The organism is Streptosporangium sp. NBC_01469 (assembly GCF_036227305.1).
Lineage (GTDB): Bacteria > Actinomycetota > Actinomycetes > Streptosporangiales > Streptosporangiaceae > Streptosporangium.
On record NZ_CP109465.1, the window covers coordinates 6,354,720 to 6,369,632 of the forward strand.

15 protein-coding genes are annotated in these 14,913 nt (G+C 72.6%); 9 read left to right on the forward strand and 6 right to left on the reverse strand.

The annotated features are described in order from the left end of the window. Nucleotides 1–13: 13 nt before the first annotated feature. Nucleotides 14–634 (forward strand): hypothetical protein, encoded by a 621-nt coding sequence (locus tag OG587_RS27840; RefSeq protein ID WP_329080301.1) that lies wholly within the window; start codon nt 14–16, stop codon nt 632–634. Nucleotides 635–783: 149 nt separating this feature from the next. Further along, nucleotides 784–1,722: an NADP-dependent oxidoreductase gene (locus tag OG587_RS27845; protein ID WP_329080303.1), complete on the forward strand. Its 939-nt coding sequence runs from the start codon at nt 784–786 to the stop codon at nt 1,720–1,722. A gap of 54 nt (nt 1,723–1,776) precedes the next feature. Here OG587_RS27845 and OG587_RS27850 read toward each other — a convergent pair whose 3' ends face one another. Further along, entirely contained in the window at nt 1,777–2,739 is a 963-nt protein-coding gene (locus tag OG587_RS27850) for an ArsR/SmtB family transcription factor (protein WP_329080305.1), read from the reverse strand. Nucleotides 2,740–2,799: 60 nt separating this feature from the next. On the opposite strand from OG587_RS27850, the gene OG587_RS27855 reads away from it, so the two are divergent. The 4 genes from OG587_RS27855 (at nt 2,800) to OG587_RS27870 (ending at nt 8,411) form a co-directional block, all read left to right on the forward strand. Then, the gene (locus OG587_RS27855) at nt 2,800–4,014 is read left to right on the forward strand and encodes an MFS transporter (RefSeq protein WP_329080307.1); all 1,215 of its coding nucleotides are present in this window, start codon (nt 2,800–2,802) and stop codon (nt 4,012–4,014) included. Nucleotides 4,015–4,257: 243 nt separating this feature from the next. Beyond that, nucleotides 4,258–5,469, forward strand: coding sequence for a sensor histidine kinase (locus OG587_RS27860; RefSeq protein WP_329080309.1), 1,212 nt, complete (start codon nt 4,258–4,260; stop codon nt 5,467–5,469). Next, a complete protein-coding gene (locus tag OG587_RS27865) occupies nt 5,466–6,128 on the forward strand; it encodes a response regulator transcription factor (RefSeq protein WP_329094037.1) in 663 nt (220 codons plus the stop codon). Before OG587_RS27860 ends, OG587_RS27865 begins: the two co-directional genes overlap by 4 nt. A gap of 186 nt (nt 6,129–6,314) precedes the next feature. Further along, a complete protein-coding gene (locus tag OG587_RS27870) occupies nt 6,315–8,411 on the forward strand; it encodes an MMPL family transporter (RefSeq protein WP_329080311.1) in 2,097 nt (698 codons plus the stop codon). Nucleotides 8,412–8,457: 46 nt separating this feature from the next. On the opposite strand, the gene OG587_RS27875 is transcribed toward OG587_RS27870, so the two are convergent. The 3 genes from OG587_RS27875 to cobF all read right to left on the reverse strand — a co-directional run bounded on the left by OG587_RS27875 (nt 8,458) and on the right by cobF (nt 11,640). Further along, entirely contained in the window at nt 8,458–9,297 is an 840-nt protein-coding gene (locus OG587_RS27875; RefSeq protein WP_329080312.1) for a pentapeptide repeat-containing protein, read from the reverse strand. Nucleotides 9,298–9,380: 83 nt separating this feature from the next. Then, nucleotides 9,381–10,379, reverse strand: a complete 999-nt coding sequence (locus OG587_RS27880; RefSeq protein ID WP_329080314.1) for a putative protein N(5)-glutamine methyltransferase — start codon at nt 10,377–10,379, stop codon at nt 9,381–9,383. A 475-nt stretch (nt 10,380–10,854) separates the two neighbouring features. Continuing rightward, nucleotides 10,855–11,640 carry a precorrin-6A synthase (deacetylating) gene (cobF, locus tag OG587_RS27885; RefSeq protein WP_329080315.1) on the reverse strand — a complete coding sequence of 262 codons (786 nt, stop codon included), beginning with the start codon at nt 11,638–11,640 and terminating at the stop codon, nt 10,855–10,857. A gap of 50 nt (nt 11,641–11,690) precedes the next feature. Between cobF and OG587_RS27890 the strand changes: the two genes are divergently transcribed. Both OG587_RS27890 and OG587_RS27895 read left to right on the forward strand, forming a co-directional pair. Continuing rightward, nucleotides 11,691–11,882 carry a hypothetical protein gene (locus OG587_RS27890; RefSeq protein ID WP_329080317.1) on the forward strand — a complete coding sequence of 64 codons (192 nt, stop codon included), beginning with the start codon at nt 11,691–11,693 and terminating at the stop codon, nt 11,880–11,882. Between the two features lie 157 nt (nt 11,883–12,039). Next, nucleotides 12,040–12,390: a PRC-barrel domain-containing protein gene (locus OG587_RS27895; protein WP_329080318.1), complete on the forward strand. Its 351-nt coding sequence runs from the start codon at nt 12,040–12,042 to the stop codon at nt 12,388–12,390. A 68-nt stretch (nt 12,391–12,458) separates the two neighbouring features. Here OG587_RS27895 and OG587_RS27900 read toward each other — a convergent pair whose 3' ends face one another. Continuing rightward, nucleotides 12,459–12,623 (reverse strand): hypothetical protein, encoded by a 165-nt coding sequence (locus tag OG587_RS27900; protein ID WP_329080319.1) that lies wholly within the window; start codon nt 12,621–12,623, stop codon nt 12,459–12,461. 217 nt (nt 12,624–12,840) lie between these two features. Then, nucleotides 12,841–13,875, reverse strand: a complete 1,035-nt coding sequence (locus tag OG587_RS27905) for a helix-turn-helix transcriptional regulator (protein ID WP_329080321.1) — start codon at nt 13,873–13,875, stop codon at nt 12,841–12,843. A gap of 77 nt (nt 13,876–13,952) precedes the next feature. Between OG587_RS27905 and OG587_RS27910 the strand changes: the two genes are divergently transcribed. Further along, a complete protein-coding gene (locus tag OG587_RS27910; RefSeq protein WP_329094038.1) occupies nt 13,953–14,777 on the forward strand; it encodes an SDR family oxidoreductase in 825 nt (274 codons plus the stop codon). Nucleotides 14,778–14,913: the final 136 nt, after the last annotated feature.

A 14,913-nucleotide genomic window follows, 5' to 3' on the forward strand; every position in this document is an offset into this window, starting at 1 on the left:
ACGCCCCCGTCCCATGCCGTCCGGGGAAGCCGCCGAGCTGGCCGCCCACCCGGACGTGGACGTGGTCGCCGTGGCAGAAACGGGCCGGTCGACACCCAGCGGGGTGCCCGGCCACGTGACCGTCCACGGCCGCCTGGAGAGCGGGGCCGTGGCCGTAGTGAGCGTGCCCGGCGGCAACGCCCCGGGACCCGACGGCTTCCACCTCAGGATCACCGGAAGCGAGGGCGCGCTGACCGTCGCTCCCACCGAGCCCGGGATGTACCTGCACTGGGCCGACTGGACGGTCACCCGTTCGGCCGCCGACGGCACCCGCGCCGAGCCGGTCGTCGCGGGCCGCCACACGCTCCCGGACGCTCCCGGCGGCGTCCTCACGAGTTCACCCGCGAACGTTCCCGCGCGTTCGCCCCTTTCCGTCCCCGCGCGTTCACCCGCGAACGCCGTCGTGAGTTCACTCGCCAACGTCCCCGCGGGTCCGCCCTCGAACGTCGCGGCCTTCTACCTGGAGGTCGCCCGCGCGATCGCCGAGGGCCGCGAGGCGCATCCCTCCTTCCACACCGCCGTGCGCCAGCACCGCGTGCTCGCCGCCGTCGAGAACGCCTCGCGGACCGGTTCCCGCCAGGAGCTCGCCCCCTGACCTCCAAGGAGCCCTCCCACCATGAGATCCTGATCATCGGTGCCACCGGCTACGTCGGTCTGGATCAGTAAAAGTAGCTATTTGGTGCTATAAAGCGGCCCACGATGTCGCACTGTTCGCGGGCCGGTGCGCGCTTCGGAAGGCAGGGAATGAAGGCGATCGTTTACCGGCGCTACGGCGGGCCGGAGGTCCTGGAGATGGCGGACGTCCCCGAGCCGAAGCTCGGCCCGGAGTCCGTTCTCGTCGACGTGAGGGCGGTGTCGGTCAACCCGGTCGACTGGCAGACGGCCTCCGGGCATCTGGACGGCCGTTTCGACGTCCACTTTCCCGTCATTCCCGGCTGGGACGTCGCCGGGGTGGTCGCGGAGGTCGGCCCGACGGTCACCGGCTTCGCGGTGGGAGACGAGGTGATCGGGTACGTGCGCGAAGACTCGATCGGGAGGGGAACCTACGCCGAGCGGGTGGCCGCACCGATACGTACCATCGCCCGCAAGCCGGTCAACCTGAGCTGGGAGCAGGCGGCCGCCGTCCCGATCGCCGGTCTCACCGCCTACCAGTCACTCGTCCACGCGCTGCGGGTCGGGGCCGGTGACACCGTGCTGGTGCAGGCCGCGGCGGGCGGCGTCGGATCGTTCGCCGTGCGGATCGCCGCCGCCCTGGGAGCACGCGTCATCGGCACCGCCTCGGCCCGCAACCACGACTACCTGCGAGGCCTCGGCGCCGAGCCCGTCACCTACGGCCCCGGCCTCGAAGAGCGGGTGCGCTCGCTCGCGCCAGCCGGGGTCACCGCGATCATGGACATGTACGGCGGCGAGGAACTGGTGTCGTCCCTCGCCCTGCTGCGCGAGGACGCGCGGGGACGGGTCGTCTCGCTGACCAACGACGGCGTGCTGGAGCACGGCGGCACCTTCGTGTTCGCCCGGCCGAGCGCGGAGGACCTCGACGAGCTGCGACGGATGATCGAGGGCGGCCTGGCCGTCCCCGAGATCACGACCGTCCTGGACCTGTCCGAGGCGGCCGAGGCGTTCCGGCTGAGCCGGACCGGTCACGTGCGAGGAAAGATCGTCCTCAGGGTCTCGGCGGGCTGACCGGGTGCCCCGCAGGGCCGGGCGGCGGTGCGCGCTTCCCGCGCCGCGCCGCGTTCAAGCGTTCCATTCGGTCAGGGCGTCGCCCATCGGGGTGCGCGTGTAGAGCACCGACCGCCCGCTCCTGCCGCGCGTGACCAGCCCCGATCGCCTGAGCACCGCGAGGTGGTCGCCGACGCCGCCGAGCGTCATGCCCAGCCTGGCGACGAGCTGGCTGGTGCTCGCGGGCGTCGCCAGCTCCAGCAGCACCGAGGCCCTGCCCCTGCCGAGCAGCGCGGCCAGGCTGTCCGGCGCGGGCACCCGGCTCTCCCACAGCGCGGCCACACCCCGCGCCGGGTAGGTGAGCCCGAAGGCACGCGGCGGGTCGAGGTAGACGGTCCTCCCGCCGAACGCGTTGGGCATCAGGACCAGGCCGACGCCGCCCAGCCGGTGCGAGGCGCCGGTCACCCGGCCGAGCAGGATCCGCTCGCCCTCCAGCGACATGTGCACGTCCAGCTCGTCGAACACCTCGGCCCAGCCGTACACCGCCAGCCGTCCCGCCCGCCGCACGATGTCACGCTCCAGGAGCGCGCGCATCCTCGGCCAGTCGGGCTCGATCAGCTCGCTCCACGTGGCGGTCAAACTCCCGGCCACCCGCTCGGCGACGTCGGGCACGTCCAGCGCCGCGGCCGTCGGCCGGCCCCGGTAGCTCAGCTCCAGGTCGGCGCGTGCCTTCCGGTACGGCGTGCGCCGCACGGCCAGCGCCTCCTCGGAGAACGTGGCGTTCACGTGGGGCGGCGGCACGCAGAAGAAGTCGGGCACGTAGTCGGTGACCACCAGCAGGTCGGCCAGGGCCCGCAGGACGGGGTCGGCGGCGACCAGCGCCTCGTAGCGGTCGCGTACCCCGGCCGTCCACCGCGACATCCCGGGCGGCATCCGGCCGCCACCAAGCAGGGGCAGAGCGGCGACCACCTGGGCCATCGGCGACATCACGAAGCGGGTGCGCGCCAGGTCCTCGGGGGTGCACTCCAGATAAGACAAGGTTTCGCCTCCTGACGAAACAGTAGCTCCCGGCGCGGGCCTGCCCGCATGCTCCGGTGCGTGAACACCTATCGGGAGATCTTCGCCGTCGGCCAGTTCAGGACGCTGTTCGCCGCGCAGGCCGCGAGCGTCATGGGCAAGACCATGGAGAGCCTGGCGCTGTCCACGCTGGTGTACGCCCACACCGGCTCGCCGTTCCTGGCCGCGCTGGCCTACCTCGCGGGTTTCCTGCCGCAGGCCGTCGGCGCGCTGACACTCGGCGGGCTGGCCGACAGGCTGCCGCCCCGGGCGCTGCTGGTTTCGTGGGACCTGGCCAGGGCGGTCGCGGTCGCGGTGCTCGCCCTCGGGGTGCTGCCGGTGTGGGGGATGCTGGCGCTGGTCATGACGTGCGGGCTGTTCGACGCCGTCGCGAGCGGCGCGCGCCAGGCACTGCTGGCCGACCTGCTGCCGGGCAACGGCTACGTGCTGGGCCGCTCGGCGCTGAACATCGCGGTCGGTGCCACGCAGATCGCCGGATTCGCCCTCGGCGGGACGCTGCTGGCGGTGGCCGGGCCGTACGCGGCACTGTGGTCGGCCGCGGCGCTCGGCGCGCTGGTGGCGCTCACGCAGCGGCTGGGACTGCGGGCCAGGCCGCCGAGGGTGTCGGGACGGCAGACCTGGCGGCAGGTCTGGGCGGTGAACGGGGAACTGCTGGGCGACCGGCGGCTCCGCGGGCTGCTGCTCGTGCAGTGGGTGCCGAACGGGCTGGTCGTCGGGGCGGAGGCGCTCTACGTGCCGTACGCGGGCGGCTCGGCGGGGACGGCGGGGGCGCTGTTCATCGCGGCGGCCGGTGGCATGCTCGCGGGTGATCTGACGGTCGGCCGGTGGACCACGCCCGAGCAGCGGGTCCGGCTGGCGGTGCCGCTGTTCACGCTGATGGCGGTGCCGTACCTCTTCTTCGCGCTGTCGCCGGGCGCGTGGGTCGCGACGGCGCTGGTGGCGGTGGCCTCCTTCGGGTTCGCCGGGCATCTGGGCACGCAGGAGCGTTACGTGGCGGCGGTGCCCGAGCGCGTCAGGGGGCAGGCGCTCGGGCTGGCGGGCAGCGGCACGATGGCCGGACAGGCGCTGGCGGCCTCGGGGACGGGAACGCTGGCCGAGTTCGTACCGGTCTCCGCGGCGATGGCGCTGGCGGGGGTCGCGTCACTGGTGGCGACCGCATGCCTGTACTCCGCCCTGACCCGCCCTGCGCGGGAGCGGGCGGCCTCACGGCCGGGTGAGCTGCCCGCCCGGCCGTGAGGCCGCCCGGGGGCGGTGGCCGCGAAGGCCCGGCCGTCCGGACCCACCGCTCCGCCGTTGTGAGGGAACCCCCATGGCTGTTCCGAGGGTGGCCGCGAAGGTCCGGCCGTCCGGGGCCCACCGCCGGATTCCGGCCCGGTTCCCGGACGCGCACACCGTCCGAGGGGCGCGTGCACCCGTGGCGGTAGGCGGCTACCGCCACGGGGGGATGTCCCCGTCCGCCGGGCGGATTACTGTGCGGGGGTGAACAGGTTCGCGCTGGTGGCCGCCATGGCCGTGGTCGTCGGGTTCTCCTCGGTCATGGCCTACGGCAACCAGCCCGCCGCCCGGCCGCTCGACGTCCTCGGCTGCACGCTGCTGGCCCTGACGGTGCTCGGCCTGGTCAGGCTGGGCGAGCGGCCCGAGCTCAGCCTGGCCGTCTGCGCGGCCTCGGCGGCGGCCGTCTTCACTCTCGGCTACGCCTACGCGCTGTGGCCGGTTCCCGCGCTGATCGCCGTGTTCGCGACGATCTCCTCGGGGCGCCGGGCACTGGGCTGGGCGGGTACGGGTTTCCTGGTGGCGGTCCCCTCGGGCGCCGTGCTCGTCGACAGGACCCTCGACAATCTCACCGGCCTGCTGCTGTGGGCGCTCATCGCGGTGGTGGTCGGGCAGCTCGCCGAGGTGTCCAGGGCCCGCCGCGCGCACGCCACCGAGGTGGAGCGGCGGATGGTCGAGGCCGAGCGAACCCGTGAGGAGATGGCGCGCGGGCGGGGGCGGGAGGAGCGGCTCAAGGTCGCCAGGGAACTGCACGACGTCACCTCCCACACCGTGTCGCTGATCGCGCTGCACGCCGCCGTCGCCGCGGAGGCGATCGACCGCTCCGGCGGCCCCGAGGCGGCCAGGGAGGCGCTGTCGGTGATCCGTACGGCCAGCCGCGAGGCCCTGGCGGAGATGAAGGGCGTCCTCGGCGTCCTGCGCGAGGACGGGCCCGAGGGAAGGTGGCCGATGCCGGGCGCCGGGCAGCTGGAGGAGCTGGTCGCCGCCGCGGGCCTGCCGGTAGAGTTCGAGGTCGCGGGGGAGCGGCGGGCGCTGGCCCCCGCGGTGGACCTGACCGCGTACCGGATCGTGCAGGAGGCGCTCACCAACACCATGCGTCACGCGAAGGCGAGCACGGCGCGGGTCCGGTTGAGTTTCGAGACCGGCGGCGTGACCATCCAGGTGGACGACGACGGCCAGGGGAGCGGCACGCCCCGGCCGGGCGGCCCGCGCGCGACGGGCGCCGGGTACGGGCCGGCCGGTGGTGACGGGATTCGCGCCGGGTACGAGGCCGGGTACGAGCGGGTCGGTGGTGACGGGATCCGCGGGGGGCACGGGCTGGCGGGGATGGCGGAGCGGGTGGCCGCGGTCGGCGGGAGGCTCGTCGTCGGAGACCGGCCGGAGGGCGGTTTCCAGGTCGCGGCGTGGCTCCCGGGATGATCACCGTCCTGCTCGCCGACGACCAGCCACTGGTCCGCGCCGGCCTGCGCGCCCTGCTCGACGCGGAGGAGGACCTCACCGTGCTCGGTGAGGCCGCCAACGGCCGCGAAGCCGTGCGGCTGGCCGCCGAACTCCGCCCAGACGTCGTGCTGATGGACATTCGCATGCCGGAGATCGACGGCCTGGAGGCCACCCGCAGGATCGTGGCGGCGGGCGGCGCCAAGGTGGTCGTGGTCACCACCTTCGACCTCGACGAGTACGTCTACGAGGCGCTCCGCTCGGGGGCCAGCGGCTTCCTGGTCAAGGACGCCGAACCGGCCGAACTGCGCCACGCCGTACGCGTCGCCGCCAGGGGCGACGCGCTGCTGTCGCCGGGCGTCACCCGGCGGCTCATCGAGGAGTTCTCGGCCAGACCCGACCCCGCGCCCGGCCGGGCCAGGCTGGCGCCGCTGACCGATCGCGAGCGCGAGGTGCTGGCCGGGGTCGCCGAGGGGCTGAGTAACCTCCAGATCGCCGAGCACCTGCACATGAGTCCCGCCACGGTGAAGACACACGTCAACCGAATGATGGCGAAGCTGGCCGTGCACGACAGGGCGCAACTCGTCGTTCTGGGTTACGAGAGCGGCCTGGTCCGTCCCGGCCTGCCGAGGCAGCGGTAAGCCACGGCGTCGGTAAGCCGCGTCGGTAGGCCGGGACGGCATGGGTAAGGCGTCGGCAGGCCAAGGCGGCGGCGCGGTTCCATGAGCGGACCCGCCGGCTCCCCGCGCCTTACCGCAGGTGCGGTAGGGCGCCGCCCGCGCCGGGTGGACGACCGCGGGCGGTGCCCGTTCCTAGCGTCGGGACCCATGACATCCCTCAACTCCCCGGCCCGCTTCTGTGCCCGCCACGGATGGCTGGTACTGCTCGCCTGGCTGGCCCTGGCCGCCGCCCTCGTCGTGGGCGCCGCCCGCGCGCCCGGCGCCACGACCGACGACTTCACGCTGCCGGGCTCGGAGAGCCGGCGGGCCGCCGACCTGCTCGGCGACCGCCCCGCCGAGCCCCAGGGCAGGCTCGTGGTGTCCGCGCCGGCGGGCGTGCGCGCCCCCGAGGCGCGGCGGGCGGTCACCGCCCTGATCGCCCGTATGAACACCGTTCCCGGCGTGACGGTCGCCGCCCGGACACCGGCAGAGGGCTCGCGATCCCGGCCGCCGTCGGAGGCCCCCTACGAGCAGGTGTCCGCGGACGGCACCGTCGCCACCGTCCCGATCAGCCACACCGATCAGGAAGGCGCCACGAAGCTCAAGGAGGTGCGCGACAGCTTCCGTCCTCCCACCGCCTCCGGCACCCCGGGAACTCCCGTCCTCACGGTTGAGCTGTCCGGTGACGACTTCGCCGGCTTCACCCCCGGCGGTCTCACCGAGGGCATCGGGTTACTGGCCGCCGCGGTGATCCTGCTCGTCGCGTTCAGGTCGCTGATCGCGACGGCGCTGCCGCTGCTGACGGGCGTGACCGGGGTGGTCTGCGCCGTCTCCCTGCTCTCGCTGCTGGGGAACGTCGTCCCCACGCCGGGATTCGCCGTGTACGTGACCATCATGCTCGGCCTCGGCGTGGGCATCGACTACGCGCTGCTCGTCGTCACCCGCTTCCGCACCTCGCTGGGGGAGGGCCTCACCGTCGAGGACGCCGTGGTGCGGGCGATGACCACCGCGGGCAGGTCGGTGCTGTTCGCCGGGATCACGGTGATCATCACCGGCGCGGGCATCCTGATTCTCGGTCCCTCGCTGGGCGGCGGCATCGCACTGGCCGCCGGGTGCGGCGTGCTCATGGTGATGCTCACCGCCCTCACTCTGCTGCCCGCGCTGCTCGGCCTCCTCGGCACCCGTGTCGACCGCCTCTCCCTGCCGCACCGCCGCGGGCCCGCCGACTCGTCGGCCCGCCGGTGGAGCAGGGGCGTGCAGCGCCGTCCCCTCGTGGCCGGCGTTCTCGCGCTCGGACTGCTCCTCGGGCTCGCGCTGCCCGCGGCGAGCCTGCGCTTCGGCTGGTCGGACGCGGGCAACCGGCCGGTCTCCGACACCACCCGCCGTGCCCACGAACTGCTCGCCGGCGGCTTCGGCCCCGGTACGGCGGGCCCGCTCGTACTGGTCTCCGCCGAGCCCCTGGGCCAGGCGGTCGCCCAGGCCGCGAGCACACCGGGCGTGGCCGGGGTGACCGCGCTGGACGAGCGGACCGCCCTGGTCGTGCCGGAGACGGGCCCGCAGGATGAGGCCACCACCGACCTGATCCACGCGCTGCGCGCCGCGCTGCCCGGCCCCGTCCTGGTCACCGGCGGTACGGCGGCGGGCATCGACTTCGCCGAGCACTCCTTCGACCGGCTGCCCTGGATGGTCGGCGCGGTGTTGCTCGCCTCGTTCGCGCTGCTGGTGCCGGTCTTCCGCAGTCTGGTCGTGCCGCTGAAGGCCATCGTGGTGAACCTGCTGTCGATCGGCGCCTCCTACGGCGCGGTCGTCGCGATCTTCCAGTGGGACGTGCTCGGCCTCGGCACCGGCGGGCCGATCGACGCGTGGGTGCCGATGATGCTGTTCGTGGTGACGTTCGGGCTGACCATGGACTACGAGGTGTTCCTGCTCTCCAGGATCCAGGAGGAGTACGCCCGCACCCGTGACAACAGCCGCGCGGTCACCGAGGGCCTGGCGGCGACGGCACGCGTGATCACCGCGGCCGCCGCGATCATGTTCTGCGTGTTCGCCGCGTTCGGCACGTTCGACGACCGGCCGCTCCGGATCCTGGGTGTCGGCCTGGCGGTCGCCGTCCTCATCGATGCCACCGTGGTCCGCCTGGTCCTGGTGCCGTCGGCGATGGAGTTGCTCGGCGACCGCAACTGGTGGTTCCCCGGGAGCGGCGGGCGCGCCGCCGACGAGCCGGGCGGGAGAGTACGGGCGGCCACCGGTGAGCCGGTCGGGTGAGCGGTGGCCGCCGGGGGGTCAAGCCGGGTGGGTGAGTACGGGGGGACTACCAGTGGGCCGGTCGGGTGAGCGAGGGCGGCAGCGCGGTCCTGGCGTCGCCTTTCGCCGCGTCCAGCTGGGACTGGATCAGGAAGATGCTCCCGGTGAGGTCGGCGCCCGAGAGGTCGGCACCCCTGAGGTCGGCCCCGATGAGGTCGGCCGTCCTCAGGTCGGCGCCGGTGAGGTCGGCCCCGATGAGGTAGGCCCCCCGCAGGTTGGCGCCCCGCAGGTCTGCGCCCCTGAGCTTGGCCCCGATGAGGTCGGCGCCCCTGCGGTCCTTCCTCCCACGCCCGGCTCCGGCGCGCACGAGCTCGCTCGCACGCAGCAGCAGGGCGTTGACCTCCCGCCGGTGTGCCGCCACGTCCAGCCGTACGAGAGCGTCGGGGCTGTCGCGGGTGAGGCGTTCGGTCTCCTCCAGCGCGAGGCCGAGCTCACCGTGGATGGGCAGGGCCGGTCGCAGCGTCAGCGCCTCGGTCAGGTACCAGAGCAGCTCGTGGAGGTCCCGCATGATCGGGAACACCTCGAACATCCGCTTCGCGGTCCGCGGCGCCCGCCGCCAGTCCTGCCCGCCGAAGGTGACCTGGGAGACCTTCTGCCCGGCGCCGAAGCAGTCGTAGACGGTGCAGCCCCGGAAGCCCTTCTCCCTGAGGCGTGTGTGGATGCCGCAGCGGAAGTCCGTCCGCAGGTTGGGACAGGCCTGCCCGGCCTTCTTGTCGATCGCGAAGTCCGACGAGGCCGAGAAGGCGGGCACGACACAGCACAGCGCGAAGCAGCTCTCACAGTCGGCTCGCAGATCGGTGCGATCCCCCTCCGCTGAGGGGGCTGCGTGCTCGCGGCTCTCGGACAATGCGCTGGATCTCCTGAACGGGGCGGCCGTGCCGTTCACAGCCGCCGGGACATGGCTGTGAACAGCATTTTCACCAGCGAAGCCTACCCGACCCCGCCGATCTCCTGATCGCGGGCGGGACCGCGCGGCGGATGGGGGGCGGGCATGGTCCCGACGACGACGGTGGCGTCCAGCTCCTCGGAAACGACCACCCGCGGGATCAGGCCGTTGCGGGCGAAGGCCTCGGCGGTCTGTGGCGCCTGGCGCTCGCTCGTCTCGATCAGCAGGTGGCCGCCCGGTGCCAGCCACAGGGCCGCCGCCGCGGTCACCCGGCGCTGGATCTCCAGCCCGTCCGCGCCGCCGTCGAGCGCCACCCGCGGTTCGTGCACGCGGGCCTCCGGGGGCAGCAGCCCGATCGCCCCCGTGGGCACGTAGGGCGCGTTGGCGGTCAGGATGTCGACGCGGCCCCGCAGCGTGGTGGGCAGCGGCTCGTAGAGATCGCCCTCGTACACCCGGCCGCCGGCGACGTTGCGCCGGGCGCAGCGCACCGCGGCGGGGTCGATGTCGACGGCGTGCAGCTCGACCCGGTCCAGGGCCGCGACCAGCGCGGCGCCCACCGCGCCGGAACCGCAGCACAGATCGACGACGATCCGCGGCCGGAGGGCCTGACCGGCGGGAACGGCGAGGTCTCCGGGACCCGAGGGGCCGGAGGAAACGAAAGGAGCGGAGGGGACGGAGGGAGCAGAGGGGACGGAGGGGCCGACGGGAACGGCGGCCGGACGGGGGAGGGGGGCGGGGCGATCGTCGGGCCCGGCGGTCCGGTGGGCGAGGGCGACGGCCTGGTGGACGAGGAACTCGGTGCGGCGGCGGGGAACGAAGACCCCGGTGTCCACGGCTATCCGCAGCCCGCAGAACTCCGCCCAGCCGAGAACGTGTTCGAGGGGCAGACCGGCGATCCGCCGGTCCACCATGGCGGCGAGGTCGGACGGCGTCCGCGCCGTGGCGATGAGCAGTCGCGCCTCGTCCTCGGCGAAGACACAACCGGCGGCCCGAAGCCTGGTGACGATGACGGGTTGGGGGAGAAATGACGATGAAGCCGACATTGGAGCCTTTCGGAATGCCGATGGGGCTCCCTCGGTCACCTACGTCGGAAGGACCGCGCGGCCGTGAGATGGGAGCACCCGACCTGACACAGCGGTAATGGGTCTCACCTCCTCGATCACGTCCATTGCTGGAGGGCAACACTACCCCGAGCCGATCCCCCGTACGAACACATTGTGACTCTCCTCCCCCTCGTCGGCGAGGGGCTTCCCGCCACGCCGAGCGGGCGCGGCGGAGGACCCGTCCGGCCCTTTTGTGCTGCTCGCCCCGATGACGGCCGCGTTCGCGGTGTGTCCGCGTTCCGCCCACGTGATGTCGGCCTGGGGCGTGCGGTTCTCGCCGCTGACGTGCCCACCCGCGGGGCGTGGGCGGGAACGCCCCGGCCCGGTCACCGTCGGGGCCGTCGACATCCCGTGCCGGAACGCCGGGCGCCGGTCCGGCGACCGCGCCGAGAGCCCGGCACACCGGGAGCTCCCGTCAGGAGGGAGACTCGGGACGCTCCGCGTGGGGCACCCGCCTCAGCAGGTAGGTGTCCATGATCCAGCCCTTGCGCTCCCTGGCCTCGGCGCGGACGTCGCGGATCCGGCCGGCGACCTCCTCTACCGGCCCGGCCACCAGGATCTCGTCGGGGGTGCCGAGGTAGGCGCCCCAGTAGATCTCGAAGCCGGCGGTGTCGGGCAGGGAGGCGAAGGCGTGGCGGGCGTCGAGCATGACGACGATGTCGTCGGATTCGCCGGGGCCCTCCTCGGACAGGCGGCGGCCCGTGGTGATGTGCAGGGGCCGCGCGACCTGGGTCAGGCTGGTGCGGTGCCGGGCGGCCAGCGCGGACACGCTGCTGATACCGGGTACGACGTCGTATTCGAACCGGACCGTGCCCCGGCCGAGGACCTCCTCCACGATGGCCAGCGTGCTGTCGTAGAGGGAGGGGTCGCCCCAGACGAGGAACGCGCCGGTCTCGTCGTCGCCGAGCTCGTCGCGGACGAGCCGCTCGTAGATGTCGGCCCGGCGCGACCGCCAGTCCTCCACCGCGCCCGCGTAGGCGGGGGTGGTCCGGTCGCGGTCGGGGTCGCGGGCCTCGACCAGCCGGTACGGGGCGCGGGCGTGCGCGTCGACGAGATCCTGCCGGAGCTGGACGAGGTCGTGCTTGGCCTCTCCCTTGTCGAGGATGAAGAACACGTCGGCCGCCGCGATGGCTTTGACCGCCTGAAGGGTGAGGTGGTCGGGGTTTCCCGCGCCGATACCGATGATGAGGATTCGCTTCACGTGGGAAAGTCTGCCCTCCGCGCGAAGAGGACGTCGCGCCGGGCGGCGCCTTGACGCCGATCCCCGCTGGAGGCGACGGCACCGTGCTGGTCTTCGCCCTGGGGCCGCGGACCGGCGCGGCGGACCTCCCGCCGGTCGTGCCGACGGACGAGACGACGGAGTGGCTGCTGATCGACGGGCCGCGAGAGCCGGCCTTCCCGCTGCACACCCGGATCGTGGCGGAGTACTTCGCCGCGAGATGATCACGGTGATCGTCGGCGGTGGCGGATTCGGGCTTCGACCTCGCCGGGAAGGACAACGGCTCCCCTTGGCACGGCTCCCGATCCCCCACGGCCTGTTTAGCACGGGCGCGGCGGGTAGAAGGCGGGTGTCCTACCTTCACTGACGAGGAGAAACGCCATGACGGAGAACGTGTGGAGCTACCGTCCCGAGGCCTACAGCGGCGAGCAGACGCTGGACCTCGTGGGGTTCGACGTGGAGGCCACCGACGGCAAGATCGGCTCGGTGGACGAGGAGAGCAACGCGGTGGGTGACAGCTACATCGTCGTCGACACCGGTTTCTGGATTTTCGGCAAGAAGGTGGTGCTGCCGGCCGGCACCGTGCATCAGATCGATCCGCAGGAGCGCAAGATCTACGTCTCGCGTACCAAGCAGGAGATCAAGGATGCGCCGGAGTTCGACGAGGCGACCTACAAGGAGCCCGACTACCGCGACAAGCTGGGCGGCTACTACGGCCCCGGCACGCTGTAGTCGTTGATCGTCGACGAGCCTCTCCCCGCCCGGGGAGGGGCTCGTTTTCCGTCTCCACCTCATTTCGATCAGGGGTAGTTGACCAGGTTGGCCACGTTGGTGCCCGAGTTGGACGGGCCGCCCGTCGTGTTGATGATGTTGCGGATCGTGCCGACGCCGCCGAGCGAGACCGTCACCATGTTGTGGAAGCGGACCCCCGGCGTGTTCGGCACCTCGAACGCGCGGGCCGCCACCACCCCCGGGTTGACGTTGAATTGACGTCCTCCCCACCTTGGTGGTGGGGATTCTCCCCTGCTACTTCACCTCTTAAATTAACTCGGATCAAACACGCGGCCAGGAAGCTTGTCAATAGGAAAGTTTACAAATAGTAATTGCGCGGACGTCGCGGTGAGGGCTCGCACCGCGGGTTTCCGGTGAGGTGAGACCGACGGCGGATCCCGCTCTCCCCGGTCACTCCGTGGCGTCGAGCCTGTTCGGTGCCGGTGCCGGTGCCGGTGCCGGTGCCGGTGCCGGTGCCGTCCCGGCTCGATCCCGCCACGCGGCCCGATGCATGCGGGCGGTCAGCGTCCGGAGGTGCTCCACCAACTCGGGCGGCTCCCGGACCTCGAACTCGAAGCCGAACGCGGCCACCCAGACTGCGAGATGGTCGAGGCTGTCGGAGCCGATGCGCAGCACGCAGGTGTCGTCGTCGACGGGCTCCACCACGCCGATGCTGGGCGGAACCTCCTCGGCCACCGCGTCGGCCGAGCCGTGCATGGTGAGCACCGCCCGGTAGCGGTGGCGGTCCGTGGTCATGTCCATGGCGAAATACCCGGCCAGGTCGTCGGCGGGGAGTGGTCTCGGGGTGAACCGCGGCCCGGTGGGGACACGCGGGGACAGCCTGTCGACACGGAACTTCCGCCAGTCCGACCTCCCGGTGTCCCAAGCGAAGAGGTACCACCGCCGCCCGCCGCTGACCAGCCGGTAGGGCTCCACGTCCCGTACGCTCTCCGAGCCGTCATGCGAGACGTAGCCGAACCGCAGCCGCTGGTGGTCGCGCACCGCCGAGGCGATCGTGGTCAGGGTCGACGGATCGACCGTGGGGCCGGTCGACGGCATGGTCACCAGTGCCGAGCTGAGCGTGTTGATCTGGTAGCGCAGCCGGGAGGGCAGCACCTGGTCGAGCTTGGCCAGTGCCCGGACGGAGGTCTCCGCGATGCCCGTGACCCCGCCGGTGGCCGCCGTCCGCAGCCCGACCGCCACCGCGACCGCCTCCTCGTCGTCAAGCAGCAGCGGGGGGAGCGAGGCGCCCGCGGCCAGCCGGTAGCCGCCGCCGACCCCGCCGGTCGCGTTGATCGGGTACCCCAGGAGCCGCAGCTTGTCGACATCGCGGCGCACGGTCCGCGGGCTCACCTTCAGCCGTCCGGCCAGTTCGGCGCCCGACCAGTCCCGATGGGCCTGCAGCAACCCCAGCAGGCGGAGCAGCCGAGCCGAAGTTTCCAACATAAGACGATTTTTCCATCTATCGCGGACAAGAGCTGACCGCGAATACTTCTAGCGTCTGCGCCATGACAGAAAACCCCATGACCGTTCTCGTGTCCGGTGCCACCGGCAACGTCGGACGCCCGCTCGTCGAGCAACTGCTGGCCGGGGGACACCGGGTCCGCGCGCTCACCCGCAATCCCGCGAAGGCGAACCTCCCCGCCGGCGCCGAGGTGGTGGCGGGCAACCTGGCCGAGACCGCGAGCCTGTCCGCGGCCTTCTCCGGTGTCGACGCCGTGCACCTGATCAGCTTCAGCGGGGAGGACTTCGCGCCGCTGACCAACGGCGCGGAGATCGTGGACCTGGCGAGGAAGGCCGGGGTGCGCAAGGTGACGGTGCTCAAAGGAGACGTGACGAAGAGCCCGCTGGAGGAGGCCGTCGAGTCCGGTGGCCTGGAGTGGACCCACCTGTCGCCGGTGGAGTTCATGTCCAACGCCCTGGAGTGGGCGGATTCGGTGAAGAACGAGGGCGTCGTCCGCGAGGCGTTCGCCGACGCCAGGAGCGCGATGATCCACGACGCGGACATCGCCTCGGTCGCCGCGACCGCGCTGACCACCGACGGCCACGCCGGTCAGGAGTACTGGCTGACCGGGCCGCAGGCGCTGACCCCGCCGGAGAAGGTGCGCACGATCGGCACCGTTCTCGGCCGCGAGGTGCGCTACATCGAGCTCACCAGGGACGAGATCGTCGAGGAGTGGCGCCGGACCGGTTACTCCGACGAGGACGTCGAGTTCTTCCTGACCATGCGGACCAACCCGCCCGAGGCGGGCTACACCGTGCTCCCCACCGTGGAGAAGGTCACCGGAAAACCGGCCAGGACCTTCGCCGACTGGGTACGGGAGAACGCCGCAGCCTTCGGAGGCTGACGACGGCACCGAACCGGACCGGACCGCCTGAGAGCGGAGCCGGGCCGGACAACCGGACAGGAAGCCCCGGACCGGCCGTCGGGTGCGTCCTCCAACGCGCCCACCGGCCGGCCCGCCCGCCGGTATCCGCGTCGTG